Consider the following 25,349-nt stretch of genomic DNA (forward strand, 5'->3'; position numbering starts at 1 on the left):
CTTGATGCTGCTCTGCCCCTCTTGCCAGGCGGAGAATGACGACGTAGCCCAGGTCTGCTTCACCTGCCGCACGATCCTCTCCGCCGTCACCCGGGGCACGGTTATCGGAAGCCGCTACGAGATCCTGAGCCCCCTCGGCAAGGGGGGGATGGGGGCCGTGTACAAAGCTCGCGACCGCGTCCTCGATGAGGTGGTCGCCCTTAAGCTCCTGCGCGCTGACGTCGCCGGTTCTTCCGAGATGGCCGAACGCTTCCGATCGGAGATCCGGCTCGCTCGTCGGGTGAGCCACTGGAACGTTTGCCGAATCCATGAGTACGGCGCGGACGGTCCCCTCCAATACATCTCGATGGAGCTCGTGGAGGGGACCCACCTCAAGGCGTTGTTGGAGGGAGGCCCGCTGCCCACGGCGCAAGCCTTCGACGTCGCGCTTCAGATAGCCGACGGACTCCAAGCGATCCATAAGTCCGGCATCGTCCACCGGGACCTGAAGCCCCTGAACATCATGGTCGATGCCCACGGTGTTGTTCGCATCATGGACTTCGGTATCGCCAAACGGCTGTTCCGTGAGGGCGCCTCGGAGCCGCGGGCCTCGAGCTACGTGATGGGGACGCCCGAGTACATGAGCCCCGAGCAGGCCCGCGGTCAGAAGGTCGACTTCCGCAGCGACGTCTACGCCCTGGGGGTCGTGGTATACGAAACTTTCACCGGGCGCGTCCCGTTCCGCAGCGACGCACCCGTGGGAACCCTGCTCATGCACCTCGAGAGCGTGCCTCCCCTCGAGGGAACCGAGGCCGCTGCGATCCCAGGGCCGCTGGTCCCCGTGCTTCGCAAGGCCCTCTCCAAAGAACCCTCGGAGCGGTACGCCTCTGCGGCCGAGCTTGCGGGGGCCCTGAATTCCGCACGCGACGCGATCGTCGGCCCCCCCGCCGCGGCCGCGACGGCGCGCCCTGCTCACCGGCCGCGGCGGATACGGCTCCCCATGCTCCTGGGCGGGCTCGCCTTCCTGGGAATAGGGGCGATCGTCGTGGCGTTGCGCACCCATCCGCCCGGGGAGCCGGGTCCGCTCGAAACGCCGCTACCCGCGACTCCGCCACCGACGCGCGCCGCACCCGCCTCGACGCCACCGATGCCCACGGAGCGGACGAAGCCATCGACCGAAGCAGGGCTCCGCCGCTCTGGACCCCCGCCCTCGCCGTCGCCCCCCGCCGCACCAGCGGGTGAGGGACCGTCGCCCGTCCCGGCAACGCCCACCCCCCAGCCACCGGCGACGTCCGGGCCGGAGACGTCATCCCCACCTTCCGCGACGCCGGCTCCGGCATCCGCCCCATCCGAGGCGCCCGATCCGTCCCCGGCCCCTGTCGCTGATGTGCGAGGTGGGCTGCTTGTCGTCGTGAGCCCTTGGGCGTCGGTCAGCGTCGACGGGCGTGCGCTGGGGGACACCCCGCTGGGCCGGATCCAGCTCGATGCTGGTCGCCATGACGTCCTTCTCGTGCACCCCCACTTCGAGCCCTTCCATCGCCGGGTCACGGTCCGTCCCCGCGAGACCCTCCGCCTGGTCGTGGATCTCGACATCGAGGGCGTCCGTCGCCCGCGCTAGCCCCGCTGCCAAGGTCACGACGCCGCCGTTGCATCGTGACGGTTGTCTTCCGTAAGGACGAACCTCAGAGTCTCTCGCCGGCTCACCGCTAGAGGCAGCCCCCGCCTTGTCTTGGGGGCCACATTCAGGGTAGCTTTCCCGGTCGGAGAGCGACCGTTGCCCGCGATATCATCATCAAGACGGCTCGGTATCTTCGCCCTCGTGGTGCTCGTCGCGTCGACGCCGTCGGCCGCGCCCTCCTCGGCTCCGGACGCTGAGCTCCTGGCCGGGATCCGCCAAGTCCAGGAGGGCGATTTTGAAGGCGCGGCTCTGACCCTAGATGGGGTCGCCCGGCGCCTCGGCGAGGATCCGGGCCGCACCCACGATCTCGCCCAGGCAAACCTGTACCTCGGCATCGCGTACGTGGGCCTCGATCAGCGCCCCGCCGCCAAGGACCGGTTCCGCCAAGCGATCGAAGCAGACCGGGATTTGCGCTTGAGCCTCGATCGCTTCTCTCCGAAGGTTCTCACCCTCTTCGAGGAGGCGCGACGGGAGGCGGAAGCCCACCGCCAGACGCCGGGCAAGGGCGGCGCGAAGACGGGCTGGCTCATCCTGGGCATAACGGGCGCGGCCGCCGCGACGGCCCTGGTCGTCAAGGGAACGAGCTCGAGCTCGGGTACGGCCCAGTTCACCCGAGCCCGCTTCGGAACGCCGGTCATCGTTTGCCCGGATGGCTCTCATGGCCAGCCCATCTCCTTCACGATCCTTGTCGACGCCAACAATGGCACGTCCGAGCAGGTGACCGTCAACTCCGTGACCTCTACGATCGTCATCGTGTCATCGGATATCCCCTCCGAGATCGGCCAGGCCAGCAGCTTCCCCAGCACCGTCACTCCCGATACGGTGGGTGCACAGAGTCAGGCGACCCTGACCATCGCGAGCACGCTCCTCTGCTTCAACGACATCGGCGACGCGCCGCGCTTCAACGAGTGGTCGGGCCACGCGACCCTGACGACATCGGCCGGTGTTTTCGTCCTCGACGCCGCGGACCGACTTCGCATCAACATCCCCTAGCCAGATTCGAGACGGGGGGAATCGACCACCGCCTCCGCAGCGACGCCGCCCCCCATCAATTGTTCCGGGAGGCGGAGACGATGTAGTCCATCTGCTGGGGGCCTTCGCCGGGTCCGGGGCAGTCGAGCATGACGGTACCGCGGGCCGACAACTCGAGGTAATTCACCTTCTGCGAGACCACACCCGCGTACTCGACCACTGGCGCCGCCGGGCATTGGCCCTCGGGCGGCTTGGGCCCCCCGCTCCTGAAATGCAGCGATCCGTCGGCTTGTACGGTGCCGGTGAGATCGAAGCTTTGCGCGGGACAGGGCTGAGCCACAACCATGAACCCCGTCAGCGACGCAATGCCCCCCATGCTTTCCGATTGTGAGAGCGTCACCGTGCCGTAGCACGTAAAGGAGCCGATCACGCCGTCGCGGCTCCGGTTCCATTGGACCAGCCAGGCCGGGTAGCCGTTGTACTTGCCGGCGATCTGCGGCACGGGAGGGCTGGGAGAGGTGGGACTGTCGCTGCCGCACGCGGCCAGGGCCAAGAGCGCGAACATGCTCGTTGCCTTCTTCATGTCTTCCTCCGTTCTCGGTATCCGGACCCAAGCGTCCGGCCACGGCCCAAGGGAGCAAGGGAAGGGCCAGGTCCGGGAACGGTGTCCATGCGGTAAGTTATTGAGCCCTCTGGACAGAGGCTCTCAAGAGGTCTACGGGGTTCGAACGGTGTTCGGGGATCGAAACGGAGGGGGGCTACGAGTTTTCGGTGCTCTTCTTGTGGAGGCCCAGCTCCTCGAGGCGCCGGTAGAAGGTCTCGGGCGAAATCTGTAGCAGCTCGATCGCTCGTCGCCGGTTGCCCTTGGTGTAGTCGAGCGCCCGCAGGATGTGGCTCCGCGCGGCCTCGTCCACGACGCGGCGCAACGGAACGGGCGGGCCCTGCTGGTCGGGGGGCGGAGCCGATGTCGGGGAGGCCCGCGCCTCCCGCAGAATGTATTCAGGAAGGTCGCCCGCGGCAACAACCTGGTGATCGACCAGGCAAACCGCACGCTCGACCACCTGCTGCAGCTCCCGGACGTTGAAGGGCCACCCGTGGCGCTTCAAGATCTCCAGAGTCTCTTCGGCAAAGACCTTCCGCCCCGCCCCGCGGTCGTGGAGGCCAAGGAAGTGCGCGACCAGCAGCGGGATGTCCTCGGGCCGCTCGCGCAGCGGGGGGATCACGATTTCGTGGCCGAGCCGGGCTAGGAGGTCCGCACGAAACCGGCCCCCCTCCACGTCCTTTTCGAGCGGCCGATTGGTGGCGGATACGAGGCGGACGTCGATCCGCCGCGCGACCGTGTCGCCCACCCGATACACCTCGCCCGAATCGAGAAAGCGCAGGAGCTTGGTCTGGATCCCGGGGTCGATGTCGCCGACTTCGTCGAGGAACAAGACGCCGCCGTGGGCCAGTTCGAGCCGGCCTTTCTTGTCTCGGGTGGCCTCGGTGAAGGCCCCGCGCACGTGGCCGAAGAGCTCCGACTCCACGAGGCTCGGGGCGAGGGCGGGAATCGTGACCGGGACGTAGGGCCCCCGCGTGCGGTCGCTGTGGGCGGCGTAGGCGCGGGCGAATAACTCCTTGCCCGTGCCCGTCTCCCCCCGGAGCATGACCCGGGCTCCCGACCGGGCAAAGCGCCGAAGGTCGTCGTAGATCTTGAGTAAGGCCGGGGCCCGGCCGACGATCCGGTGCCGTAGCAGCTCGCCCTCGAGGGCCTCCAGACGCTCGCCCGTCGACTCCAGGGCCTCGGACGTTCGGAGGTGCTCCTCCGTTCTCGCTAACACCAGGGAGGCGTAGAGCGAAGCCGCGGTCAGGAACTCCAGATCCTCGCGGGTGAAGGGATGCACGTCGCTGCGGTTGTCGAGGTAGACGACGCCGCGCACGGGGTCCCGGCCGAGGGGCACGCAGAGAACGGAGCGGATCCGGAAGCGCTGGATGCTCTCCGCCTCCCCAAATTGCGTGTCCTGCCGGACGTCGGAGGCGAGGAGCGCCAACCCACCCTCGAGGACGTGACGGAGGACGGTGTGGCTCAAGGGCCACCGGTCGGAGGGCGGCGTGAGGTCGAGGTTGTGCGTGGAGAGGGGAAGCAACGCGCCGTCGGCCGCCAGAACGAGGACGCAGGCCCGATCCGGTCGCAGATGCTCGACAAGGAGGTCGAGGATGCGCTTCAGGACGGCCGGGGGTTGGCGCTGCTCAAGAAGCTCGCGCCCGATCTCATAAAGGGCGAGGAGCCGTCCGGAAGCGAGGGCCGCCGAGGCCAGCGGCCGGTGCGGGTCCAGGGTGGCCTCGGTTCGCACCGCGCTCCCTTGGGGATCTTGTGGGGCCACGCTCAGAGACTATCAAACCGGCGGCCTGCCCTGTCAATGGATGCATCACCCTCAGGGGCCGGTCCCGGCGTGAGCCGCCAGAGACTACGGGCCTCACGGGTTCCGGGCTGCCCCCGACCTCACCCCGGATTCAGGCGGACCCCTACGCCCGTTTCCGGCGTCTCCCACTGGTTTTGCCCCTCCTCCCACACTACCTTTGATTCTTGAGGCTGGAGATCGAAAGGAGAGATGTGGCCCTAAGGAAAACCCTGGTGCCGGCCCCGAGGGCGGTGGCCCCGACGATGTGGGAGACCACCCCCGGGCTCCCCCGCCCGGCGGGCGCCGCTCGCCGAACCGAACGAGCAACCGGTCTCGTTCCCGATCCTCGCGGCTGGGAGGAACTCGGTTGAGCCCTCGAACCCTGAAATTCCTCGCCCTCGGCTACTCGCTCAAGATCATCCTGCTCGGCTTGGTCTGCCTGATGATCCCCGACCTCCCGGCGCGAGCCATGAGCAAGGCCCGGCGGCTGTGGACGGCAGTCGGAGGGCCCGCCACCCGCTAGCCGCGATCCCGGGTCCCGCTCCTTCTGATCAGCTGATCAGCGTCCCGCGGTCCGTGGATGGGCGGCCAGCCAGGCCTCGACCTCGTGCGCGGCAGAAACGGAGGCGAGGGACGAGCGCAGCTCCGGTCCCAAGCCTTCGCTTAGCACCAAAAGGGAGCGAGCACTCTCGCGATAGGCGGCCATGGCCCCGGCCGCGTTGCCCTTCTTCTCTTGCAGGCGGCCGACGAGGGCGTGGAGTCTGTAGAGCCCCGCCCCCCACCCGGATCGTTCCGCCACCTTCAGCGCCCGACGCGCGGCGTCCTCAGCCTGGGGCAGCCGCCCCCGGGCCAACTCGGCCCTGGCCAGGGACTCCAAACCACGAATGAGCAGGATCACATCGCCCACGGTCTCGGCATCGCGCACGGACGAAGCGAGTTCCGAAGCCGCCCCCGCGACGTCACCCAGCGCCAGGAGGCCCCCCCCCTTGGCGATCCGGGCCCGGAGGATGGCCACCCGGCTCCCGCTCGCGGTGGCCAGCTTCACCGCCTCCGTGAAGGCCTTCCCGGCCTCTGCCACCTCGCCCCGGGCAAGCTGCAACTCCCCGACCGCGGTCTGGAAGTCCGCCGACTGCTCGCGGTTTCCGGTCTCCTGCACCCAGGCCGACGCCGCGTCGAGCTTGGCCTGAGCATCGCCTAAGCGACCCAGCTCGATCAGGGCCATGGCCTCCTTGATCGTGAACTCGGCCAGGCCGCGCTTGTCGTCCAGCCGCTTGAGGATCTTGAGGGCCTCCGCGTAGGCCGACGAAGCGGCGGTGTAGCGGCCCTCATACTGGTGGAGCAGCCCGATGTTTCCGTGGGAGACGGCGAGGGCTTTGGCGAAGTCGATCTCGCGGGCCCGATCCAGGGCCTCCAGAAACGACTTCATGGCCTCCGGCCAGTGGCCCTGGGCGATCTGGAGGAAACCCATGTTCTGGGTGGAGACGACGATGCCGGCCTTGTCGCCGATCTTTCGACGCAGGTCGAGGGCTTGCTGCCAGTAGACAAACGCGTTGTCTCGCTCCCCTTCCAGGAAGAAGATATACCCGACATTGTCGTAGCTCTGGGCCAGCTTCTGGTCGTCCCCGAGCTCGCGGCGGAGCCGCAGGGCCTCCTGATACGCCTTTTGCGCCTCGCGGTACTCCCCGCGTCCCTCGTAGAGGCTGCCGAAATCGTTCCAGACGTCGGCGAGCCCTTTCCGGTCGCCGATCTTGACGTAAACCTCGCGGGCGCCGAGCAAGTCGGGCTCCGCCTCCGCGAAGCGGCCCATGGCCAAGTGGACGCTCGCGCGGTTCTTGAGGCTCACGGCCGCTCCCCGCTTGTCGCCCACCTTCTTCCGGACGGCGGCCGCCTCCGCGTACCTCGCCAGGGCCTGGGGGTATTCGCCGAGGCGCTGGTGAGCCACGCCCATGGCATTGAGCACATCGCCCTGGCCCTGTCCGTTTTCGAGCTGGGTCATGAGGGCGAGGGCTCGAACCAGAGGGTCGGTCACGGCCTTGCGCGCGTCCCCGGCGAGGATCATGTTCTTGCCCAGGAGGAACCAGCCGCGGGGGTCACTCCGATCGAGCTCGGTGACTCGCTTCAAGGTCAGGACGGCCTTGGCGATCGCGCCTTGGCTGGCCTGGGCCGCGGCTAGGTCGAGGAGGGCTTCGGTGTCGTTCGGGTACCGCGTGACCAGCTCCGCGTAGGCCTTCTCCGCCTCCGACAAGTCGCCCCGGAGGAGGGCGAGCCGCGCGCGCACACGCCAGGCGAGGCGCGTCTCCGCAGAGCCGACGGTTCCGGCGGCCTTTTCTGAGGCGGCCAAGGCCTTCTCGTGGTAGCCGAGAGCCTGGTAGGCCTCGCTGAGGCCCAAGAGGGCAGCGGCAAAGCCGGGATCCGCCCGCAAGGCCCGCTCGAAGCTCGGCGCCGCCCCTACCGAGTCGCCCACGGTGAGCCGTTCCCGCCCTTCCCGATAGGCCTTCGCCGCCTCCAGAGAAGCCGTCTGCGGCTCGGGCAGAGGCCGGCTGGACGGCCGGGGCGCGCCCAGCTCGCCGCGCAGCCGCTCCCCCAGCTCCCCCACCAGCCGGAAGAGGCCTGCCGCGTCCGTGGTCTCGGCGCTGATCGTCCGCGACGCGACCGCCTCGGCGCCGCTCGGCGACACAAGACTCAGATCCACCCGCAACGTGGTCCCGGCGCGACGGACAGTACCGGTCACCAGACGATTGACCTCGAGCAGCTCGGCCACACGCTTCAAGGAGGCCTCGTCCTTGGTAGCGGAGGCCAAGGCCAGATCCTGCAGGGTCCGCGCCACACGCCCCGAGTCGAGGACGCGAAGCTGGGGGGTCTCCGCCAAGTGGCCCGCGAGCATCTCGGCCACCCCCGAGGCCGTCCAGGCGAGGGCGGGGTCGCCGGTCTCGTCGGCCAGGGGCAGGACGGCCACGCTCACGGGAGCCGCTTCCGTAGTGGGCGCGCGGGCCGCGCCCAGGGAGCCCGCCCTCTGCCCGCCAATCCAGGGGCGGTAGACGGCTGCGATTGCCACCGCCAGCAGGACCAGCCCCAGGGCCACCGCGGTCCGGGGGAGACGGATGCGGCCAGAGGCACGCTTTGCGTCCAGGTCCGCGACCAGCTCTCGCACGCTGGAGTATCGCCGCCCCCGGTTGCGCTCCAGGCAGCGCCGGATGATGTTGCCCACGTAACCGGGCACCTGAACACCGGTCTCGTCGATGTCGCGCGGCCGCCCCGTGAGCCGCTGGGCGAGGGCCTCGGCTTGCGAGCCCGCATTGAAGGGAAGCTGGTTGGTGATCATCTCGAAGAGGACAATGCCCAGGGCGTAGATATCACTGCGGGCGTCTAGGGGGCCGCCCGCCACCTGCTCCGGGGAGAGGTAATCCAGCGTGCCCACGATGGACCCGGAGCGGGTCAGGGCGTCGTGCTCCAAGGAACGCGCGACGCCGAAGTCCGTGATGTAGGCGACGTCGTTGGGGCCGAGGAGGATGTTTCCCGGCTTCATGTCGCGGTGAACGATGCCCGCGTCGTGGGCCTGCTGCAGGGCCTCCGCCACCTGTCGGAAGATGTTCAAGGCGCGATCGACGGGGAGCGGTCCGCTCTCCCCGAGGACATCGAGGAGGGAGCGCCCCTCCACCAAGCTCATGGTCAGGAAGCGCAGCCCCTCGCTCTCCCCGATGTCATGGATGCGTACGACGTTCTTGTGGGTGACCTCGCGGGCCAGGACCAGCTCTCGGCGGAAGCGGCTAATCCACTCCGGATTCGTGCCCAGGTCGGGTCGGAGCACCTTGATGGCGATGTCCGTGCCCAGCTCCTCGTCTCGGGCCTTGTAGACCACGCCCATGCCGCCCACGCCGAGCTGGCCGGAGATTCGGTAGCGGGCCCCTACCAGCGTACCGGGGGCGAGGCGCCGGGCGAGGTCTACGTTGGTTTGGGTTTCCACAGGGGTTGGCCGGTGCAGGGCGGAGACCTCTTCCAAGGCGGGCATCAGACCGCGGGAAGAAGCTCGTCAATCCGCTGCTGGAGCTCGGCGACCAGCCGTTGAGCCGGTGGGGGGTTGGGGGGGGTGTTTCTTCGGTGGAGGAGGGCTTCCGCCAACACGCTGGCCGTGTAGTCGGCCAGCGCCTCCAGGATCTGAATATCCATGGCGGTGAAGGCCGGGCCCAGCTTTCGGCTGTCCACGTAGATCACGCCGATGATGTTCTCCTCGTGACGAAGGGGGACGCAGGCCAGGCAGCCGATGCCCTGGGCCACCACGCTCGGCCGCTTCCCCAAACGGGGATCCGCATGGGCGTCGGAGACGACCACGGGCCCCCGGACCTCGAGCGCCTGCTTCACCGCTCCCACGCTGCCCCGGAAGCGCTCCTCCCACAGATCACCCACCGAGAAGCCGGCCGCCACCTCAGGCCGAAGCCGCCCCCCGGGACCGGCCACCAGGACGAAGCCGCGCTCGGTCTGGGTCACCTCCATGGCCGATTCCAGGAAGCGCAGGAGAAGGTCAATCGGCTCGAGGTCGCCGCTGAGCCGGCGCCGCATTTCGGCGGAGGTCTGGAGCCGCGCGAGCCGCTGTGAATCGAGAGTGGCGGCCTGGGCCGCGGTCAGGCGTTCGAAGCGCGCCATCAGTCCCCCCAGGCTGATCCAATCGCCGTCCTGGAGCGCGGCCCCGGCGGGGTCCTTGCCGTTCACCAAGGTACCGTTCTTGCTTCCCACATCCTCGAGGGCCCAGCCCCCACCCGTCCAGCGCAAGCGCGCCTGACGCTTTGAGACCCGCGCATCCTCGAGCACGAGGTCGCAGGTGGTATCGCGCCCGATCTCCAGGGACTCTTCGTCCCGGAGGATCAGAAACCGGGACGCCCGCTGGGGAGGATAGAGAGTCAGCTTTCCGGGCATGGCCTGGGCGGTCTTAAGGAATACACAGACCCTGCGCGTTCGTCTTCCGGTCGAGGCTGAAGCTCAGCGTGCCCGCTCCGACCCGCAGGAGGCCGGCGACGTCGACCCGCGAGGGGTCTTGGGCCCGCCAGATGTCGGGGATGTCGTCGCCGCTGTGCGCCCTCACGTAGTCCGAGAAGGCGTTGGTCTGGCTGATCGCCTGCGTAATCAACCCTCCCTGGTACGAGGCGAGCGCCTGCGAGAGCTGGCCCTGCAGCGTGGTGAGCACGGCGCTCGGCATCGAGCCCCCGTAGGTGTTGAGGAGGCCCTGCAGGTAGTTGAACTTGTCCGCGATGACGGTGTCAATCGGCCGGACATCGATCACGATCAGGAACTCCGAAAAGTCCCCCCCGCCCCCGTCAACCCGATAGCTGCCCCTCCCCTCGTACAGGGTAACGTCCCGGAAGGGGCCACCGTCCGGCGCCTTGACGAGGGCCAGCGGCACCGCGGCGTCGAGCTGGAGGTTGTGGGTGTGCAGAGATACCTTATAAAGACCCTCGAAGGTCAGGCCGCTCGAGGCGTTGGGGTTGATCTGCAGAAGCACCGGGAAGGCACCGGGCACACTCACCTGGAAAAGGCCCGGAAGTCGGGCGAGCAGCGCCGGATCCAAGGGGTTCACCACCATCGCCGAGACGCTGAGGGCGCTCGGCGTCAGTCCGACGACGTTCTCGAAGGTAATCGTGAGGTCAACCTCGAACCCCCCCCCCAGATCGATGTCCGCTTGGGCTTGGTTCCCGGAGACCGTCAGCACGATCGGGATGGGGGTCGTAAGGATCGGGGGCGGAGTTGGGATTGGGAGTGGGAGCTGGGCGAAGGCGCCCGGCGCGCCCAGCATGAGAAATAGCCCCGTTGTCAGAATCTTCCGCATGCATCCTCTCCTCAAGGTCTGCTTTGGGGTGTCCTTTTAAGAGCCCTGCATCCTGCCCTGGCGTCCAACCCCGCCAATTTCCGCTCAGATGGGTTGCAAAGCGCGGGCCGGGGGTCTGGAGGGATCGGCCTTGCGCCCACGTGGCTGGAAGAGCCTGGTTCCAAAAGCTATGCGACCCGGGCCCGCTGGATCAGGGAAGTGAGGTGGTCTTGAGGTGGGCTCGTGGGTACCCAAGAGTGGAAGCGAAATGCCACTCCTCGGGAAGGGGGGCCCGCCGCCCCTCAGCCCTCAACGCCCTCCAGGAGCCAGATGTTCCCGCCTTGGGGCCGGAAGCGGTCGAAGAGGACCCAAAGGCGACGATTTGGCAGCTGCAGAGCCGTGATCCCGCGGCGAGAGTCATCGAGGAGATGACTCTATAGGTGAGCGCGCCGCCAGGATCGGGCGTCAGCGCCCGCGGGCCGCAGCGAGCCCGGCAACTCGGCGCCGAACGAGGCGATCCCACCGCCGGGAGCGAACAGGATCCGTCGAAGATTGCCCCGGCCCCGTGGAACCTCCTCACGCAGCGCCCGCCTCGTCCTCACCCCTCTGGCTTGTCCCCCGGGGAAGATCGGAACTGCTTGTCCCCTGAGGACTTCACCCCCTCGAGACGAGGGAGCACAGATCGGCGGGGTATGAGACAATCCGCACGCAGATCCTGGGAAGGTCCCGGCCTGCACGCAGGCGGACCGTGCCGAGCCGTCTCGGAGCGGTGCCGGGAGCTTCGGCGGGACTCGCTCCTGCCGGGTGAGGGGGACCCCTGGAGAAGCCGACTGTCCTTTTGGTTGACGACGACGACAGCACCCGCGGCCACCTCTCCGTGCTCCTTTCGGGGCTAGGCTACGGGGTGGCCGTGAGCCCGTCCGGGGACGAGGCGATCTCCCGGCTGGCCTCCGGCCACCTCCCCGCGGCCGTCATGCTCGACCTAGTCATGCCCGGAATGGGCGGCCTCGACGTCCTCGACCACATCAAGTCAACCTATCCGCAGATCCCCGTGGTGATTCTCTCCTCTCTGGGTCAGATCAAGACGGTAGTGGACGCCATGAACCGTGGGGCTTCCGACTACTTGGTCAAGCCGGTTCAAGAGGCCGAGCTCACGATCGCTCTCGAGAGCGCCCTGGAAAAGCAGCGTCTGCGGGATGAGGTTCGGGTGCTCCGGCGTCGGCTCGACCAGTACGACCCCGCCGAGTTCCTCTCCTCGAGCCCAAGAATGTTGAAGCTCAAGGAGATCGCCCGGCAGGTGGCGGATACCGACGCCCCTGTGCTCGTGCTCGGGGAGACGGGCGTGGGCAAGGAGCTTCTTGTCCGGTACATCCACGAGCAGTCCCCCCGTCACGACAAGCCCTTTATCAAGGTGAACTGCGCGGCCCTCCCCCATGACCTGCTGGAGTCCGAGCTCTTCGGCTACGAGCGGGGAGCCTTCTCGGGGGCCGTGCGCGACAAGCCCGGGAAGTTCGAGCTGGCCCACAAGGGCTCGATCCTGCTCGACGAGATCGCGGAGATGAGCCCGCACGTGCAGGCCAAACTTCTGCACGTCCTCCAGGACGGGGAGTACAGCCGTCTAGGCGCTCGGCACTCCAGCCGGGTCGACTCCCGGGTCTTCGCTTCGACGAATATTCCCTTGGAGAGGGCGGTCGCGGAAGGGAAATTCCGCCAGGATCTGTATTTCCGGGTGAACGTCATCCGTATGGAAGTTCCTCCTCTGCGCGAGAGGCCGGAGGACATCCCCCTCCTGGCCAATGCGTTTCTTCGCCGCTACCTCGAGCGCTACTCGAGCCCGGCGCGGGAGATCCCGCCCGAGCTGGCGGAGGCGTTCCGGCGCCACACCTGGCCGGGCAACGTGCGCGAACTCGACAACGCAGTGCGGCGCTTCGCCATCTTGCCGGACGTGAACCTGGCGCTGGACGAGCTCTCCAAGATGCGGCCGGAAGTCCGAGAGGCGCCGTCCGCAGAGGACCTCTCCCTGAAGACGATCGCGTCCCAGGCCGCGGAGAGGGCGGAACAGGAGGTCGTGCGTCGCGCCCTGGCTGAGACCCGGTGGAACCGCCGGGAGGCGGCGCGCCGGCTCCGGATCTCCTACAAGGCGCTACTCAACAAGATCAAGAAGTGGCAGCTCGAGGCGGAGGCGCCCACGCTGGCCTCCCCACCCGACACGGCACCGGCCAAGGGGACGCGCGGCGCCGAGTGACCGCACCCAGTAGTTCCACTCCGGAGCGTTCATGGCCGGGAATGCTGGCGGATTTGAGGCGAGGCTTGGGTTAGAGGCCGAGAGCGGGAGAGATGGCTCTCCAGGAGGGGCTGATCAGCGTCAAGTACAGGCCGGCCTGGAGGGCCTCGATCGTCGGGATCGTGCCCAGGGGCCCGCGGCGACGATAGCGAGCCGCCCCCGACAGCTGAAGGCGCCTGCCCAGGCGCCGGTCCAGGGCCACGAAGGCATCGTCGCTGATGGCATCCACCTGGGTTGCTACCGGCGACGCGTCCGGTTGGACGTGGCTCGCGGCCAGGCGGAGTTCCCAGGCCCTTCCCATAGGGACGGTCGCGCTCACCCCCGCCCGGACCTCCAGGCGGCTGACGCCAATGCCGAACGCGGGGGCCACCTCACGCCGGACGAAGAGCATGAGACTCGATCCCCTCACCATTCGGTTGAAGGTGGCCCCGCCGAAGAAGGTCTCCTTCTGCTGGAGGCCGGCGCGGGCGGCATCGGGCGTGTAGCTGGCCCCTCCCTCCAGGAGGAGGGCGCTTTGAGGCGAGAGGACGCGCGTCCACCGGAGAGAGCCGAAGTGGGTGAGGTACGACCGGCCCGCTTGGTCGGCACGTGTGTACTCGAACGAATACTCGATCGCGGCCGTGCTCCGAGTGCTGAGCTCACGTGCCAGCCCGAGGGTGCCGCGCGCGCTCTCTCCATTGATAAAGCCCGGCGAGTCGAACTCGGTGCGGTAAAAGCGCCCTTCGACTTGCAGAGAAGTCTGGGGACCCATTTTCTCGGATAAGCCGAGGACGCCGGTGAACGAGCGGGTTTTCACCACCGGCAGCAAGACCCCCTGCTCCACCAGGATCCGCGCAGAGTCGCTGTAGCCGAAGTCGTAGGCAGCGTTGACCCGCCAGCTGGTGCTCGGGGACGAGCGGTAGGCGCCGTCGAGGCCGAAGTCGCCGTAGTAGCGGTTGAGGTTCTGGTCGGAATAGCTCGTCCAGCGGCCGGCGGCGGTGGCCCGCAACTCACCGCGGGGACCCGAGAAGACGCGCGCCAAGCCAGCCCGGGGAGACAGCGCTACCCCGCCCGGGCCGTTGGGAACCAGAAAGTCGATGTTGCTGTCCCAACCGCCGCCCATCCCCAGCTCATATTCCCAGGGCCGGGCGGGCCGGGGTCCGCCCGTTTCGAGCTCCTCGGCCCGGGGGTTTGCTCCCGGCTCGGGCAGGCCCGCGGGGGCCGTCGGATCGGGCACCGGAGGGGGCTCCGGGGGCAGGACGGGCATGGGAAGAGTCTGGGCGGTCAGCGTTGTCGCGACAATCAGGGGGCCCATCGCCGCGCAAAGAATCCGCAGCCCATCCCGCATGCGAAGCGCGTCCGTCCTTGGGGAGACCAAGGATTGCCCTCCCTTCTGTGCCTCGCGGCCGCCTGCAGGCATTTCCAAGTCCGTCCCCGGTCAGGAAATCGGATGAAGCAGGATGTCCAGGAGCAACTTCTCCAGCTCTACGACCTCGGTACGGGTCCCGCCCCGTGTTTCCCACCATCGGTTGGGATCGAATGGCGAGTAGCGCGCGGGGTGAACCGTGACCCTGGTCTCGTGGCCATTCATGGAACGACGAAGCACCCGGCGCAGCCGCCGCGAGTGATCCGAAGTAGTGACCACCACGACGGAACGAAAGTGGTTCTGGTCGCACCATTCGGGGAAGACACGGCCCTCATCCTCGGTTCCGGTCAAGGCTCTCGGGATTTTCCGGACGTTATCCACGCCCAGGGCCTTGAGCTGTCGAATGGCCCGCGCGGCCGCGTCTTCGTAGGGGATCCCGCGGCGGATGAACTCGCGGTCGACCGAGGGGTCCGGAGGGTCGGCAAAGACGGCTACCTGCGCGGCCACGCCGCCATGAACGAGGTCCGCCGCGGCCAGCACCCCGGCACCGTCGGCACCCGTCCCCACCACCACGATGTCGGCCGGCCCGAGGTCATCCGCGACCACGAGCGCCCCCCCCACGGCCCGCAGCATCGGGCTTCTAAGAGCGGGTATGGCCGCCGAAGCCATGGCCAGAACGACGATCACCAAGAGCGCGCGGAACCATGGGGGCCGGCGAACACTCATGTCCTCATGGCAGGGTGGCGCGGATGAATCAAGGAGCACTTTCAGCGCTTCAGAAAAGAGCCTTCCGGCCGTAGAACCCCTCGGCGTGCCCCCCGGCTGCGGCTGCCTCCATGCCCCGGATGCGGGCCACCGCCCGAAACAAGTCGGCCGTGAACCAGGGTTTGCCCCTTTGGGAAGCGAAGTGCTCGTGAAGCAGGTCGATCTTACGATCGAGAGTCCGCGCGGGGAGGGAGGCGAAGAAATTGGGCGACCCAAAATCGCCGTCGTACTTCGGTATCTCATACTCCAGGATCAAGTGGTCACGCCAGGTGTTCCAGGTCAGCTCCGAGATCAAGCGGTGATCCTGGTGCCGATCATCCCGGTAGTGGGTAAGGACGAGGTCGGGGGAGCATTCGCGCTTCAGAGCCTCGAACTCGTCCTTCACCGCGGGGCCGCTGTAGGGGAGAAAGCCATCCCGATAGTCCCGGATGATCACCTTTTTCGTCGACACTCCCTCCAGGAAGGCCGCCGCCGATGAACGCCCCTCCGCCGCCCGTTCCGGCGTCGAGGTGAAGACAACCCATGTCACCTCCAGGCTGCGCTGCTCCGCCACCAGGCGAAGGATGGTCCCTCCGCAGCCGATCTCGATATCGTCCGGGTGAGCGCCGAGGGCAAGAATTTGCTTCGGCCCGTCGCCGAATAGCCGGACCCTATCCATGACCGCAGGCGCTCCCCCGGCCCTTGGCGTCCGGGCTACCTCGTCGCCATTTCTGGATGGGAATGGGCCTGGAGACGCGCCTCGGGACGAGCCTTCCAGACCTCCCACGGCACCTGGCCGCGCGAATACATGTCCTCCAGCAACTGCTTTTCCCGGAAGGTGTCCATACAAGCCCAGAATCCGTCGTACGGGTAGGCCAGAAGCCTGCCCTCGGCGGCCAAGCGCTGGAACGGCTCCTCCACGAGCTCCTCGCCGTCACCCATGTAGTCGAAGATCTGGTTCCGAAGGACCAGAAAGCCCCCGTTGATGCGCATCCCGCAGTCCCTGATGTGCCGGATGCTCTGGACGCGTCCCCCGTCCGCCACCTGCACCAGATGGAAGCTGCTCTTCGGACACACCCCCACGAAGCACGCCACCGCCTCCGGCTTCCTCTGGAAGTAGTTGATCATGTCTGGCAGCGGGAGGTCCGAGAGGCCGTCGCTATAGTTGGCGAGGAACACCTCCTCGTTGGCGAGGAAGCGCTGAACGAGCCGGAGACGCTGACCGATGTTCGAGCTCATCCCCGTGTCCACAAAGGTGATCTTCCAGTCCTGGATATCGCTGGCCAGGAGCTCCACCTTCTTGCCGCCCTCGCTGATCACGAAGTCGTTGGACACCGTCTCGTCGTAGTCCATGAAGTACTTCTTGATGCTGTCGGCCTTGTAGCCGAGGCAGAGAATGAACTCTCGGTGTCCGAAGTGCGCGTAGTACCTCATCAGGTGCCAGAGGATTGGACGGTAGCCCACCGGCACCATGGGCTTGGGGATCGACTCCGAGTACTCGCGGAGGCGCATGCCCAGGCCGCCGCAGAAGATGACTACTTTCATCTCGTCGCCTCCCGCGGGCGATCATGGCCGCCCCCTGTTGGCGCGACTACAAGCGGGTCCGTGGCGCCCAGAGGAAGGGACACCCCCGGTCCGGCCAGGAGGTCCTCCAGCCAGGTCTCGCCGCGGAAGCGTCGGTACTGCTCGGCGCGGAGCCTGTCCGCGATCCGGCCCGCCGGCAGTTCGACGTCGTCGTAGGTGAGCGCTTGGTCGATGCGGACGCCCCGCCGCAGCTTGCAGCCTTCCACGAGCCCCTCGGGCAGATACCGCAGGGCGCTCATCTCATCCGCGTTCACCGCCTCGCCGTATGTCATGTACATCCCGTATTCATCCAGGACCTCGCCCGCCCTTAGGTCGCGTTTCGCCACCGCGCACACCTCGACCACCGGTCCGTCCAGCGGGGGGGCCACCTCGTCCCTGAAGAGCGTCACCCGGGCGATGGCGTTGGGCGCTTCGAAGTGCACAAGATGGTAGGGGATCCAGAATGGATAGAGCGGGCCCTCCCCCATTTTGTAAAGGCTCAGGTAGTGCCGCTGCTTGGGGTCCGGGTGCTCCGCCAGACAGAACACCTTGATGAGGGGAGGACCCACCGTGTAGTCAACGATTCCGCCCAGCTCGCGCAGCTCTTCGATGTCGTAGAGCTTCTGGATGTCCATGATCGAGCCTTCGTACTTGACGCCTCTCGACATCCCGCGGGACCTGACTTTGAAGCCGGTCGCGTTGGCCACGATGGATTGCTCGAAACTGATCTTCGATCCGTCGGCGAAGGAGGTGACCATCGCGGCATTCTGGCCCCAGCGCTCGGCCCAGCCCTGCTGGGTGGTGGGGTTGCGGTAGGGGTCCTGCAAGCCCTTGACATTGCCGATCACGCGCGGGATCAGGCCCAACCCCTTCACCCAGCGGTAGAGGTTCATCTGCACGCCCGGCTCGTCGCCGTCGCAGGCGGATAGGATGACGCCGTGCTGGCGGGCATAGACGCGCAGGATGGGACCGATGGTGGCGTCGACTTCGGCGTTCATGAGCACGACCGACTTGCCGTGTCGGAAGGCCTCGAGCACCACCTGGGCCCCGAACTCGACCGAACCCGTCACATCGATCAGCACATCGATCTCGGGGGAGCGGCTGATCGTGAACGCATCCTCGGTAGCGACCGGCACTCCGCGACGAATTGCCTCGTCCAGGGCCGCTTGAGTCTCCGCCACCTCCACGTTCTCGCAGCCGGCATAGCGGAAAACACCCAGGGCCCGCTCCAACTTCCGGTTGTAGACGGCGGCCATCCGCATGCCGGGGACGCTGTTGACGATCTGGTTGGTGAGCCCCTGGCCCATGAAGCCGGCGCCGATCATGCCGACCCGAATCGGCCTTCCCCGCTCTTCCCGGGCCTGCAGCGCGGTGTCTACAAGGATCATGAGACCCTCCCTGCCATCCCCCCCGTCAGGGAGCCGGTCCGCGGGCGACCCTCCCTCTCCGTGTTCACCGTCGGTCCCACCGTCATCCTTCGCCTGAGCTCCGGCTCCACCTCGGACAGGAGGTTCCAGGCGGCGTCCTTTGGCGAGATCTCCTCGACGGGCAGGGGCCACTGCAGGGCCAGCCGGGGGTCGCGGTAGTGGAGGCCTCCTTCGACTCCAGGCAAATAAAACTCGCCCACCTGGTAGCTCGTCTCCGTCCGATTCTCCAGGACCTGGTAGCCGTGGGCGAACCTCTCCGGCACGTAAAGCGACCGATGGTCATCCGCCGTGAGCTCCACCGCGACGTGTTCGAGGTAGGTGGGGCTCTCCGGACGCAGGTCCACGATGATGTCCAAAATGGCCCCCCGGGTCGCCCTCACCAGCTTCGTCTCCGCGGCGGGCGGATACTGGAAATGCATGCCCCGCAGCGTCCCCTTCCGGCTGTTGAACGCGATGTTGGCCTGGGCGATGAGCGGTTTCAGGCCGTGGTCGGTGAATTCACGCTGGCAGAAGGCGCGGGCGAAAAATCCACGGCTGTCCTCGCGCCGCTCGATGTCGATGATGAACGCGCCCCTGAGCTTCGTTTCTACGAAAATCATGTCCGTCTCCCCGCGAAAAACTCGAGATTCGGCACCGCCCCCATGGCGGGCGCCGCCCACTCGAGCGGAGGGGGGTCGCTCAACCAAAGCAGATCCGGGCTGAGGCGGCCCGAGGTCATCAGCCCCTTGAGCTGGTCGATGCGCCGGTAGCGGGGGCCCTCAAAGTCTTCGACTTTGAGCCCAATGCGCTTGTAGACCTGGTAGAGCTGCTCGGCACCCTTGCGTGCATCCCATTCCGGCCGAAAGGCGGGCAGAACCCTGGCGATCTTGCTGAAGTCGACGCGGTAGTTGCGCTTGTCCGGGCCCGCCCCCTCGCCGAACGCGATCTCGCAGCCGGGCACCGTCTCCTTCACGATCTCCGCTATCTCCCGGACCCGGTAGTTTTGGTCGTTGCGGCCCACGTTGAGGGCCTGGGCGTGGACGGCCTCGCGGGGTGCGGCAAGCACGGCGAGGAACGCGCGCGTGATGTCCTCGATGTGCACGATCGGCCGCCAGGCCGTGCCGTCGCTCTTCAGGAGCACCTTGCCCACGGTGAAGGCCCAGGCGACGAGGTTATTGAGGACGATGTCGAACCGGAGCCGCGGCGAGGCGCCGTAAGCCGTCGCGCAGCGCAAGAAGGTCGGCGTGAACGAGCCGTTGGCTAGCTCGGCCACGTCGCGCTCGGTCCGCACCTTCGACTCGCCATAGGGCGTGACCGGGTTCAGCTCCGAGTCCTCGTTCACGGGAGCGTCACCGGCGGCTCCGTAGTTGCTGCACGACGAGGCCAAGACGAAGCGGCCGACGCCCGCCTCCTTGGCGAGGGTGGCGAGACGCACGGACGCGAGGTGGTTGATGTCGTAGGTCAGCTGAGGATTGAGGTCCCCCAGCGGGTCATTGGAAAGGGCGGCCAGGTGAGCGACGGCATCGAAGCCCCTCAGGTCGTAAGCCTCGACGGAGCGCACATCCTTCTCAATCGTGTGGATGCACTCCCGCCACGGCCCGAAGGTGGAGCGCCGGTAGAGGTCGGTGTCCAGCCCCACCACGTCGTGCCCGGCCTCGACCATCATCGGAGCCATGACCGTCCCGATGTAGCCTCGGCTCCCCGTCAACAGGATCTTCATGGTCCCTCCGTCCGACGCGTTTGGTTGCCCATCGGGGAATGCCCCCGGCCCTCGGAGGCCGGAGCCGAAATCCCTTTCATCGCGGCAAGCCCGGGTCCGCTCGCAGCTGAGACCGCACACCCCTTCCCAAAGCCGATCCCCGCAGGTCCAAGCCCCTAACCCCCCGTCAGGCTTGCAAATAGCCTCCCCACCACGCCGGGTGAAGTCGTTGCGGAGCCGGGGGCCATGCCGTACCTGCGATAGCCGTAGTTTTTGTAGGAACTCCGATACTCGCGGTGCCCGTTGAACACCACGGCCAGGACTCGATCGGCGCGAAGCTTGGTCAAGGTCTCGTGGATAGCGTCGCGCGGTGTCTGTCGCGAGCGCACGACGAGTTGAAACCCGTCCACCAGGTCCTGCATGAGGACGGTGTCGGCGACGGGCAGCACCGGGACCGCATCGAGGAGCACGAGGTCGAACAGCCGCCGAGCCACCTTCAGAACGGCGTCCATCCGCGGTGATCCCAAGAGCTCTGGCCGCCTGAGGTCGGTTTGACCCGCCGCCACCAGGAAGAAACCCCCCGGCTCGACCAACCGTACGGGCACGTAATCGAGGGTGCCATTCAGCCACTCGCTCAACCCGTGGGCCGGGGGCAGGCCGAGTGTCTTGCTCAGGGATGGCCGGCGGAGGTCCGCCTCGATCAGGAGGACCCGGCGTCCGGGCTCCCTTCCCAATGCGGTGGACAGACCGGCGCTGAGCGTGCTCTTCCCCTCACCGGGCAGCGCGCTCGTCAGGGCCAAGCATTTCACGCTGCGACGTCGGCAGAGATCGAGCAGGTTCGCCGCGAAGAACCTCAGCTCTTCTCCCACGATCGATGAGGGGTCCATCAGACTCTCGACGATGGGAACGACTTTGGCCGGGGTGACGGTCCCCCCGTCAGAGAGCGGCGCCTCGCCGGGCAAACAGGGCCCCCAAGCCTTCTTCGCGGATAGCCGCTGGCCCTCAGCCTCTCTTGCCGGCCTATGATTCCTCGCTGGACGTAGCCCGGAAGAAGCGAGGTCAGGAAGATGAGGAATGCTCGCCAGAACGGGATAGCCCTGGACAGCCTGCAGAACCTCGCTGTCCTTGACGGTCGGATCGAAGTACTCGGCCACCAGAGCCGCTCCCAGCCCGACGAGAAGGCCAAGAACGGCCCCTAGCCCCACGAAGATGGGCGGCTTCGGGAATACCGGCTTCTCCGGAAGGCTCGCCGGATCGAGCATCCGGAACCGCTCGCCCTTCCATCGCTGCTCGAGGCGGCCCGACATCTGGGCATCGAGCTGCTTGGTGAGGAGCGCCGTGTAGTTCTCGTCGAGCTTCTTGTAGTCGCGGGTCAGGGTCGCCAGCTCCTGCTCGGTCCGAGGTGTTTCGGCAACGTTTGCTCGGATGTTGGCAATCTGGCGCTCCAGGGCCTTTTGCCTATCTTCGAGTTTTCTCACCTCGAAGGTGGCCTTGGCGAGCTGGTCCCGGGTGATGAGGTCGGTGTCGCCCTTGGCGTCGCCGGAAGCCTCGGCCCGGCGCGCCTCCAGCCGGGCTATGCGCGCCTTGAGGTTCTCTACATCGGGGTGCTCCTCCTTGTATCGACTTCTCAGGGCGGCGAGCTCGCGTCTCAACTCTCCCAGGTCCGCCGTCCCCGCGGCCCCCGGGGGGCCCCCAGTCCGTCCGGCTCCCCTTGCGAGCGTCTCCTGCCTCTCGCGCGCGAAGAGAAGGCTCTCCTCGACCGTCTGCATTTCCCGCTGGAGCATCTGCATGGTGGTGAGGTTCGTCTGCAGCTGCTCGGGCAACCGCCCCATGTGCTCTTCCTTGAAGAGTCGCAAGGCGGCATCCTTGTTCTCCAGCTCGCTGCGCCCGTCTTTCACTTGGGCCACGAGAAAGTCGACCGCCCCTTCGACCTGCTGCTCCCGGGACTTGATCGTCTCCTCGATGAAGAGCCGCGCGAGCCGATCCGTGACTTCCCGCGCCTTGCGGGGGTTGCTGTGGTAGAACTCGATTGTGAAACCGTCGTTTCCGCTGACGTTGATCGAGATCGCCTGGCGCATCTTTTCCACGGCCCGTGTCCTGGACTCGATATCCGGGTAGGGCTTGGTTTCCTCGAGCACTTTCTCAAGCCGCGTGCGGCTGAGGATCTCGGGCCTGACCGCCTCCAAGCGCTGGCCGGGGTCCCTGGTCGCGACTTTCGGGATGAAGGACTCGGGTACCTTCTCCGACTCGACCAGAACCAGGGCCGAGGACACGTATTTCTTCGGAAGGATGAACAAGGCCACGATCGAGAGAAGGAAGACCGCGGCCCAAGGCGCGAGTACGAGCAGAGGCCGCCTCAGCGGCGCATGAAGGAAATGGCGGAGCTGCGTCCAGTGGAACGAATAATCGTCCGCGTCATCGAGGTGATCGAGACTCGCAGCGGGACTGCCCCTACGCCCGTCTCCGCTCATGGCACGATGATGGTGTCGCCCGCGGCCAGCAGGACGTTTTGTGACATGTCCTTTCCTTCGCCGACGTGCTTGTAGTTGAACGGAATCACTTTCTGGTCCTCCCGAACGATGACGATGCTCTCGGGCTTCGCGAATTCCTTGAAGCCCCCGGCCAAGGCGAGCGCCTTGAGCACGGTCATGCGGCCCGACAGCGGGAACTCGCCCGGCCGCGCCATCTGGCCGACCACGTAGATCCGGGCGCTGGTGGCCTGGGTGACGGTGACGGTGACGCGAGGGTTCTCTATGAAGCGCTGGAGCTCTGTCACCAGGTTGCCCGCAAGTTGACTGGGCACGCGCCCGGCCGCTTGCACGTCCCCAAGGAGAGGAAGGGTGATCATGCCGTCAAGCCGGACGGTCACATCGAGGGTCAGGTCCGGCTCCTTCCATACGGTGATCCGGAGGACGTCCCCCAGGCCGATCAGGTACCCGGAGGGCGGCGCGGATGCGTGCGCCACTGCCTTCACCACCCGCTCTTGGGCGATGGCGGGACCAACGAGGCAGGCCAAGAAGCCGAGACCAACCACCACCACCCTGTTCGCACGGGCCCGCACCTTTGATCGCGTCAACGCGCTCGCCGGCTCCACGCGCCCGTGGGCGAGCGCCTCCTTCGGTATGCCGGCTGCACAGTGGAGCCTCGCGCGCCGCTGTTGGATGTCGGAGCCACCATCAAGCAAATCCATCAAGATTTCTCGCTCCCGCCTAAGCCACGATGCACCAATGAAATCGCGGTGGAACTGCGATCTCACGGCAACATCCACATCATCGTCCTCAAGGAGAGGCCCCACAATCAGGAGCCTACGGAAAATGGCCTCAGGGAAACCCTGAGATTGGCGTGGGGATGAGGAGCCCCCCGCGTCCAGCGGGCCTCGACCCACTAGGGGCGGCGGATGCAGGCGGGCCACGGCCAGACTCGTGAGTCACGCGTGCGCGCCGCGCGGCCGTCCCGAAGGGGGAGCCTGCGGGCCCGGCCAGCCAGTCTCGGCTGGAGCTCGCCTGTCAACGCCAGCCGGCACCCATTCCTAGGCTGAGAGCCGAGCAGAGCTTTGCCCTCTTCAGAGGTTCCTGAGCTCAGTGGAGCCGGCGCGGCCGAACTCCCTCCCCCTCCCCACGACCCCGCCTGACCGGAAGAAGGCGACAGGGCCCGTTGACCTATCGTGGAGCCTGCAACCTACCGATCTCGGCGCTGGGCGCTGCCGGCCGGGAAGATCAATCCTGGCGTCGGCGCGGCGAGGGGGATGCCGGCCCTCCGGGTTGAGGGCGAGCCGCCCGCAGCTTCGCGGTCGCCGCGGGGGCGCTGCCCGCCTTCGCGGCGTTGAGTGCGGACGTGATGGGGTTAGGGTTCCCAGCATCGAATCTGGCCCTAGCCGGGAGCGTGTAGAGCTGGGTGGTTCCGGTGGCGTCTACCCACGGCCAGGGATCGTTGCCAAAGAACGCGGGCTTGCTCGTCAGATAAAGGGAGTTCGGGATCGATTGTGGCGGGTTGTCCCAATGAACCGCGTTCGTGAAATAGTCGAAGTTGCCGTCACGGATGGTGGTCGAGAGCACCTTCGGATCGGGCGGAGCAGTCCAGTCGTCGGGGTTGTACCCCAGTCGCCACATAGGAGTCGGATCGTCGGCCCATGGCAATTTGGTGTTTTCGTAGGTGAAGGAGGAATACGGCGAAGGGCTTTGCCCCGCCGTACCGAGCACGTTCCCGATAAAGGTGTACCACCAGTGACCCTCGGCAAGACCGATGGCTCGCCGGTTCCCCAGGTCGCTGAAGAGCAGGGGGGCCAGGGAGCGACGCTTGCCGGTGAGGTGATTGCGCAAGACCGTGATGTAGATGCCATTGCCCCAGGTGTTGTCCCCGTCGAAGTTGAACGATTCGTTGCCCTCGAACAGTTCGTAGTGCGGCGTGGTCAGGTGGGAGGCGTTAAGGCCAACCTCCACGTAGGTCGGGGCGGTGCTGATCCAGCCATCCTCCATGTAGTTGTAGCCGATCACGTTTCCGCCACCCGAAGCCCGCATCACCATGACCTTGTTCATGTTCCAGACGATGTTGTTCTCAACTAGATTGTCAGCCGAGTAGAACGAGAACGAGATCCCGTAGCCCCCACCCCCCGGATTCGGGTCCTGCGTGCTGTGGAGATAGGAGTCGCGGAGAACACATCGGAACGACGCGTCCAGGGCAACGCTCGAGCCGTTCTGGAAGTCCGATTCAATGTTCTTGATCCAACTGTAGGCAGCGTTCGCGAACCCTATGTTGCCCTGGCCTTGGCTGCCACCCGACAGGTAGAGATCCTCGACGCCCGCGTCTCTGACCGAGGGCATGACCGGACCGTTGGCGAAGTTGGAGAAGCGGGACAGCTGGGCGGTGAAAGCGGTCCTGAAGCTCATGTGAAAGGGCGTCGTGAACGACACCGTGTTGCCGCTGGTGGAGGCTACTTCCAGGACCTGGCCCGTGGGGCGATCCGGACGCGTGAACCACGTACGCGAGACGTCGCCCGGCGGAGATCTCTTGGGGTTCCACTCGCTTGTGGTGGGATCGGTCAGCTGATCCACGACGACGATCTCTCCGACAGCCAGACCCGGATTGCTGCCCAGGGTCACCGTGCTGGCCCCCTTCGCCGCATCGGTGGCTAGGTTGACCGAGCTTGTGAAGCCAAAAAATGGAGTCCCGATGGTGATGAGGTTGGAGTTGGTTCCCACTGGCATCTTGAGCTTCGTCTGGGCCGGGCCCTGCCCCCGGAGAACGACGCCCTTCGCGATCTGCAATCGGCCCGTGATCTTGAATTCGCCGGCCGAAAGGCCGACGACCTGCCCGACCGGACATCCGTCGAGCGCGGCTTGCACGCCGGCGGTCGCGTCCGCCGAGCCGTTCCCGTAGGCGGCGGCATCGATGCTGGCACAGACAATCGTCCGAGCGGGGACCCCACCCGGGATGCCAGGGTTCCACGCGGTACGGCGCTCGGCGGGGATGATATCGCCGGTGGGCGGTCTGCTGGACACCCG

18 protein-coding genes and 1 pseudogene are annotated in these 25,349 nt (G+C 66.9%); 4 read left to right on the forward strand and 15 right to left on the reverse strand.

All coding sequences use genetic code 11. The features are described 5' to 3' along the window. The first annotated feature begins 4 nt into the window (after positions 1-4). Together VN461_21480 and VN461_21485 are read left to right on the forward strand one after the other, a co-directional pair. Positions 5-1,597 carry a protein kinase gene (locus VN461_21480; GenBank protein HXB57348.1) on the forward strand — a complete coding sequence of 531 codons (1,593 nt, stop codon included), beginning with the start codon at positions 5-7 and terminating at the stop codon, positions 1,595-1,597. Positions 1,598-1,753: 156 nt separating this feature from the next. Then, entirely contained in the window at positions 1,754-2,650 is an 897-nt protein-coding gene (locus tag VN461_21485; protein HXB57349.1) for a hypothetical protein, read from the forward strand. Positions 2,651-2,705: 55 nt separating this feature from the next. Here VN461_21485 and VN461_21490 read toward each other — a convergent pair whose 3' ends face one another. Together VN461_21490 and VN461_21495 are read right to left on the reverse strand one after the other, a co-directional pair. Beyond that, entirely contained in the window at positions 2,706-3,212 is a 507-nt protein-coding gene (locus VN461_21490; protein ID HXB57350.1) for a hypothetical protein, read from the reverse strand. 175 nt (positions 3,213-3,387) lie between these two features. After that, entirely contained in the window at positions 3,388-4,992 is a 1,605-nt protein-coding gene (locus tag VN461_21495) for a sigma-54-dependent Fis family transcriptional regulator (GenBank protein ID HXB57351.1), read from the reverse strand. Positions 4,993-5,377: 385 nt separating this feature from the next. Between VN461_21495 and VN461_21500 the strand changes: the two genes are divergently transcribed. Next, a complete protein-coding gene (locus VN461_21500; GenBank protein HXB57352.1) occupies positions 5,378-5,533 on the forward strand; it encodes a hypothetical protein in 156 nt (51 codons plus the stop codon). 36 nt (positions 5,534-5,569) lie between these two features. Here VN461_21500 and VN461_21505 read toward each other — a convergent pair whose 3' ends face one another. Genes VN461_21505 through VN461_21515 form a run of 3 tightly spaced genes read right to left on the reverse strand, consistent with a single transcriptional unit; the run spans position 5,570 to position 10,828 of the window. Then, on the reverse strand, positions 5,570-9,019 hold the full coding sequence (locus VN461_21505; protein HXB57353.1) for a tetratricopeptide repeat protein: 3,450 nt from the start codon (positions 9,017-9,019) through the stop codon (positions 5,570-5,572). Beyond that, the gene (locus VN461_21510) at positions 9,019-9,921 is read right to left on the reverse strand and encodes an FHA domain-containing protein (GenBank protein ID HXB57354.1); all 903 of its coding nucleotides are present in this window, start codon (positions 9,919-9,921) and stop codon (positions 9,019-9,021) included. The genes VN461_21505 and VN461_21510 overlap by 1 nt, the downstream gene beginning before the upstream one ends. A gap of 13 nt (positions 9,922-9,934) precedes the next feature. Then, positions 9,935-10,828, reverse strand: a complete 894-nt coding sequence (locus VN461_21515; GenBank protein HXB57355.1) for a DUF6689 family protein — start codon at positions 10,826-10,828, stop codon at positions 9,935-9,937. A gap of 817 nt (positions 10,829-11,645) precedes the next feature. On the opposite strand from VN461_21515, the gene VN461_21520 reads away from it, so the two are divergent. Then, complete coding sequence (locus VN461_21520) at positions 11,646-13,052, forward strand: sigma-54 dependent transcriptional regulator (protein ID HXB57356.1); 1,407 nt, start codon at positions 11,646-11,648, stop codon at positions 13,050-13,052. A 70-nt stretch (positions 13,053-13,122) separates the two neighbouring features. Here the strand turns inward: VN461_21520 and VN461_21525 are convergent, their stop codons facing one another. The 10 genes and pseudogenes from VN461_21525 to VN461_21570 all read right to left on the reverse strand — a co-directional run bounded on the left by VN461_21525 (position 13,123) and on the right by VN461_21570 (position 25,346). Continuing rightward, a complete protein-coding gene (locus VN461_21525; GenBank protein HXB57357.1) occupies positions 13,123-14,448 on the reverse strand; it encodes a hypothetical protein in 1,326 nt (441 codons plus the stop codon). Between the two features lie 60 nt (positions 14,449-14,508). After that, complete coding sequence (locus VN461_21530) at positions 14,509-15,162, reverse strand: hypothetical protein (GenBank protein HXB57358.1); 654 nt, start codon at positions 15,160-15,162, stop codon at positions 14,509-14,511. A gap of 49 nt (positions 15,163-15,211) precedes the next feature. After that, on the reverse strand, positions 15,212-15,859 hold the full coding sequence (locus VN461_21535) for a PIG-L deacetylase family protein (GenBank protein HXB57359.1): 648 nt from the start codon (positions 15,857-15,859) through the stop codon (positions 15,212-15,214). A 35-nt stretch (positions 15,860-15,894) separates the two neighbouring features. Continuing rightward, the gene (locus VN461_21540) at positions 15,895-16,725 is read right to left on the reverse strand and encodes a glucose-1-phosphate cytidylyltransferase (protein HXB57360.1); all 831 of its coding nucleotides are present in this window, start codon (positions 16,723-16,725) and stop codon (positions 15,895-15,897) included. After that, complete coding sequence (locus tag VN461_21545; GenBank protein ID HXB57361.1) at positions 16,722-18,131, reverse strand: Gfo/Idh/MocA family oxidoreductase; 1,410 nt, start codon at positions 18,129-18,131, stop codon at positions 16,722-16,724. Before VN461_21545 ends, VN461_21540 begins: the two co-directional genes overlap by 4 nt. 113 nt (positions 18,132-18,244) lie before the next feature. Beyond that, positions 18,245-18,769: pseudogene (locus tag VN461_21550) on the reverse strand (dTDP-4-dehydrorhamnose 3,5-epimerase family protein). After that, positions 18,766-19,869: an SDR family oxidoreductase gene (locus VN461_21555; GenBank protein HXB57362.1), complete on the reverse strand. Its 1,104-nt coding sequence runs from the start codon at positions 19,867-19,869 to the stop codon at positions 18,766-18,768. Before VN461_21555 ends, VN461_21550 begins: the two are co-directional and overlap by 4 nt. A gap of 155 nt (positions 19,870-20,024) precedes the next feature. Then, positions 20,025-22,319: a GNVR domain-containing protein gene (locus VN461_21560; protein ID HXB57363.1), complete on the reverse strand. Its 2,295-nt coding sequence runs from the start codon at positions 22,317-22,319 to the stop codon at positions 20,025-20,027. Next, positions 22,316-23,038, reverse strand: a complete 723-nt coding sequence (locus VN461_21565) for a polysaccharide biosynthesis/export family protein (protein ID HXB57364.1) — start codon at positions 23,036-23,038, stop codon at positions 22,316-22,318. The genes VN461_21560 and VN461_21565 overlap by 4 nt, the downstream gene beginning before the upstream one ends. A gap of 526 nt (positions 23,039-23,564) precedes the next feature. After that, positions 23,565-25,346 carry a hypothetical protein gene (locus tag VN461_21570; protein ID HXB57365.1) on the reverse strand — a complete coding sequence of 594 codons (1,782 nt, stop codon included), beginning with the start codon at positions 25,344-25,346 and terminating at the stop codon, positions 23,565-23,567. Positions 25,347-25,349: the final 3 nt, after the last annotated feature.

Source organism: Vicinamibacteria bacterium (genome assembly GCA_035570235.1).
In the GTDB taxonomy this organism is placed as follows: Bacteria; Acidobacteriota; Vicinamibacteria; order Fen-336; family Fen-336; genus DATMML01.